This window comes from Bradyrhizobium sp. SHOUNA76, from assembly GCF_023006445.1.
In the GTDB taxonomy this organism is placed as follows: domain Bacteria; phylum Pseudomonadota; class Alphaproteobacteria; order Rhizobiales; family Xanthobacteraceae; genus Bradyrhizobium.
In genome coordinates, this window is record NZ_JALBHA010000652.1 from 1 (window position 1) to 2,928 (window position 2,928).

A 2,928-nucleotide genomic window follows, 5' to 3' on the forward strand; every position below is an offset into this window, starting at 1 on the left:
GGAACCGCCCGGGTGGGGCAGCGCGACCGGGCGCAGGCCGATCAGCTCGGCGGTGCGGATCGCGCTGTCGCGCCAGAACTGGAACGAGTTGATGCGGCTGAGCTCGAGGATGGCGATCGCCACCGCTGCCAGGAACGGCAGGCTCTGCAGCACCAGCACGCCGGCGAAGATGTAGATCTCGGTGATCTGGCGGTAGCTGTTGGAGGCGATCAGCACGCCGGCGCCGACGATGAGCAAGGTGCCGATCACGGCCTCCCAGAACGCCTGGAACTCGATCGACATCCTGGACAGGCCGCCCTTGGAGGTGCGGGCGAAGGCGATGTGCTCGGTGATGAGGCCCTGCGCCACCGCGCGCGACACCGTCCATTGCACGCTCATCGCCGCGATCATGGCGCCCAGCATCTGGCCGGGCTTGATTGCGACGCGGGCGCGGTACATCGACAGGAAGTGCGCCAGCGAGACGACGAAGGCGCCGATGATCGGCAGGGTCAGGATCTTGTCGGGGATGGCGATGTCGGCGAAGGCGACGATCGGCACCCAGACGAGGTTGAGCAGCGCCACCACCACGCCGAGGCTTTCCGCGCCCAGCCAGTTCAGCCAGCCGAGGCCGTATTCGCGCTTCTGGTCGGACGTCAGCCGGCTCTTGCCGGGCAGGAAGTGGCGCCAGTGCTTCTTGACGATCTGCAGCCCGCCATAGGCCCAGCGATGGCGCTGCTTCTTGAAGGCCTCGTAGGTGTCGGGGAGGAGGCCCTGGCCGTAGCGGTGGTTGGTGTAATGGGTGGTCCAGCCCAGCTCCTGGATCGCAAGGCCGAGATCCGAGTCCTCGCAGATCGTGTCGGACGACCAGCCGCCGGCCATGTCCATCGCGGCGCGGCGGATCAGGCACATCGTGCCGTGCACGATGACGGCGTTGAGCTCGTTGCGCTGGACCATGCCGATGTCGAAGAAGCCGGCATACTCGCCGTTCATGATGTAGTGCATGATCGAGAGGTCGCCGTCGCGGTGTTCCTGCGGCGCCTGCACGAGGCCGACGCGCGGATCGGCGAAAGCCGGCACGAGATCCCTAAGCCAGTCGGGATCGACGACATAGTCGGCATCGAGGATGCCGATGATCTCGGCATCCGCCGCGGTGCGGTCCATCGCAATCCGAAGCGCGCCGGCCTTGAAGCCCTGCACCTTCTCGGCGTTGATGAACTTGAAGCGTTCACCGAGCGCGCGGCAATGGTCCTGGATCGGCTGCCAGAAGGCGGGATCGGGCGTGTTGTTGATGATGACGACGCATTCGTAGTTCGGATAGTGCAGCCGCGACAGCGCATCCAGCGTCTGCTTGAGCATGTCGACCGGCTCGAAATAGGCGGGGATGTGGATCGAGACTTTCGGGTAGTAGTTCTCGGGAACGTTCTCGACCGGCTTGCCCTTGCTGAGCAGCCGCTGCGGCGGCCGGCCGAAGGCGACCGCAGCGATCTCGTCGACGCGCGCCATCGCGATGAGAACAAGGGGAACAAGCAGGATCATGCCGAGCGTGAGCGCGAAGGCCGAGCCGAAGATGAAGTAATGGCTGTTCCAGAACGCGAACACGGTCGCGGCCCAGGCGCCGACGCCGTTGGCGGTCGCCGACAGCAGCAAGGCCTGCTTCGCGGTCGGCTTTTCAATCCGCAGGATCGGCAGCGACAGCAGGACGCCGACCAGGAGCGCGATGCCCATCAGCTTCCAATAGTCGGGGTTCTCGACCGGACCGGTCCAGGCGAATTTCGGCTCGCGGCTGGCGTTGAGGATGCCCCAATACGGACCGACGCCGCCTTCGAAGAATTTCCAGGGCTGATCGATGGCTTCGACGATGTTGTATTCCATGCCGATGGCTTCGGCGCGGCTGACGAAGTTGCGCAGGATCAGCGCCTGCTGGAACGCGCCCGGATCGGCGTTGCGTAAGTTGTAGCCCTGGCTCGGCCAGCCGAACTCGGCGATCACGATGCGCTTGCCGGGGAACAGGTTGCGCAAGAGGTTGTAGCGGTCGACGGCCTGGTCGACCGCCTGGTCCGAACGGAAGTTTTCCCAATAGGGCAGCACGTGGGCGGCGATGAAATCGACGCTGGAGCCGAGGTCGGGATTGTCGCGCCAGATGTTCCAGATCTCGCCGGTCGTGACCGGCACGCGGACCGAGCCCTTGACCTTCTTGATCATGTCAATGAGGTCTTCGACCTTCTGCTCGCCGCGGTAGATCACCTCGTTGCCGACGACGACGCCGACGACGTTGCTGTTCTTGCGGGCGAGCTCGATCGCAGCCTTGATCTCGCGCTCGTTGCGATCCTTGTCCTTGTCGATCCAGGCGCCGACGGTGACCTTGAGGCCGAACTCGGCCGCGATGGGCGGCACCAGTTCCACACCGCCCGTGGACGAATAGAGGCGGATCGCGCGCGTCATGGTCGACAGCGTCTTGAGGTCGGCGCGGATTTTCTCGACGGTCGGGATGTTGTCGATGTCGGGGTGGGCCGAGCCCTCGAACGGCGCGTAGGAGACGCTGGGCAGCAGGCCCTTGAAATCGGGCGCGGGTTCCTTGTCGCGCAGGACCCCCCATAGTCCAGCGTGAAGCGCAGACACAAGCAACAGAACGGCGGCGACAACGCGCATCGCGGCTAAACCAAAAGGGGCTGAGGGGGCAGGGAAGCGGATCCGACCCCGAGATCCGACCAAGTCCGCGGCAAATGGAGCATACCTCTGCCGCGCGGTTTCTCAACTGTCATGGCGTCATGTCCTTATGAGGGCATGGCCTTTTCCAGAAAATGCGTGGCAGTGCCAACCGCGTCTATGGCCAATCGTTCCTGAACGACAGCTGAAACGATCGCGGCTATTTCTGGGGCGCTGGCGTCGGGCTTGCCGCAGGCGAGGGGCTGGCCGCCGGCTGCGGTGCAGGCGGATTGCCCGAGTCCG

Annotated in this window: 1 protein-coding gene; it reads right to left on the reverse strand. The window is 64.9% G+C overall.

Annotated elements, in window-relative coordinates; all coding sequences use genetic code 11:
• Positions 1–2,628, reverse strand: a 2,628-nt coding sequence (locus MOV74_RS35070; RefSeq protein ID WP_246931668.1) for a glycosyltransferase, incomplete at its 3' end; no start/stop codon positions are given.
• Positions 2,629–2,928: the final 300 nt, after the last annotated feature.